The organism is Aliterella sp. E5.1, from assembly GCF_057473825.1.
This window is the reverse complement of sequence record NZ_JBYCCV010000493.1, coordinates 1-930: the sequence shown is the minus strand read 5'-3', so window position 1 is coordinate 930 and position 930 is coordinate 1. Positions and strand designations below refer to the sequence as shown.

General features: G+C 45.3%; 2 protein-coding genes. One reads left to right on the top strand and one right to left on the bottom strand.

Annotation, left to right across the window (positions count from 1 at the left end; all coding sequences use genetic code 11):
- Positions 1–147: 147 nt before the first annotated feature.
- Positions 148–309, bottom strand: coding sequence for a hypothetical protein (locus tag AC2VE5_RS28500; RefSeq protein ID WP_486890872.1), 162 nt, complete (start codon positions 307–309; stop codon positions 148–150).
- Between the two features lie 334 nt (positions 310–643).
- On the opposite strand from AC2VE5_RS28500, the gene AC2VE5_RS28495 reads away from it, so the two are divergent.
- Positions 644–930, top strand: a 287-nt coding sequence (locus AC2VE5_RS28495) for a TVP38/TMEM64 family protein (RefSeq protein ID WP_486890871.1), incomplete at its 3' end; no start/stop codon positions are given.

Sequence of the window (930 nt, the reverse complement as noted above, 5' to 3'; positions counted from 1 at the left end):
AAAAGCCTTGCCAGCAATTCTGACCTTGAGACTGTTGAATCACAGTCTATTTAATCACAGTCCCTGGGCTGATCGCCGGAGGTCAAGGGTAACCAAAATTTGGCTGAGGCTTGGGGTGTCTCAATACCTGGTCGATGGCACCAGAATTTAACTATTAGCTTCTCCTTCACTGCTGATGCGATCAACGGCCTCTTGAAGTCCTTCTAGCAACTGGTGCTCAGTTTCGGTCAGTCCAATTGAAACTCGCTTGATTGTGAAGTACTGCACAACTCTGCCACACCAGTAGAGTAAGTTTTCCATGGGATCCATTCACTCAGCCTCGTATAGATGTAAATTTCTCGCATCCGGGAGGGCTGACCGATTTGTCACTTGGTTATTACAGGACTTAAATCATCCTGCGACAGTAGATATTCATGACAGTAGGCAAACTTTTCCCCCCGGTTATTAATAGTGTGCCCAGGGCGATCGCAACATCTAATCGGTATTTTTACGGATTTTTCGCCACTAGATCGATGTTTCTTTCCCTACGGTCCTAGTGAATTCCTGGGTTCTCAGCAAGTCTTAGAGTTTCCCTCAGGGAAAAATTATTTTTTAGGCTTAGGTCTCTCCTAAAGTGGGACATGGCAATCATTAACAAGCAAGGGTGAATTCCAAGCTGAAACTTATTCTTGGCGGATGCCTAGTCACAGTTCTTGTGATTGGTGCAACGTCGCTCAATCTTCCAGGGCTTATACAGACTGGATTAATCTGGGTTGACAGTCTTGGCTTTTGGGGGCCAGTTGCCTTTATTGGTGTTTATAATTTAGCAACGATTTTGTTTGTGCCGGGTGTGCTGCTGACCCTGGGGGGAGGGGTTCTGTTTGGGGTTATTTTAGGTTCAATTTATGTTTTTATTGCGACTACTCTGGGGGCAACCTTTGCCTTTTTAAT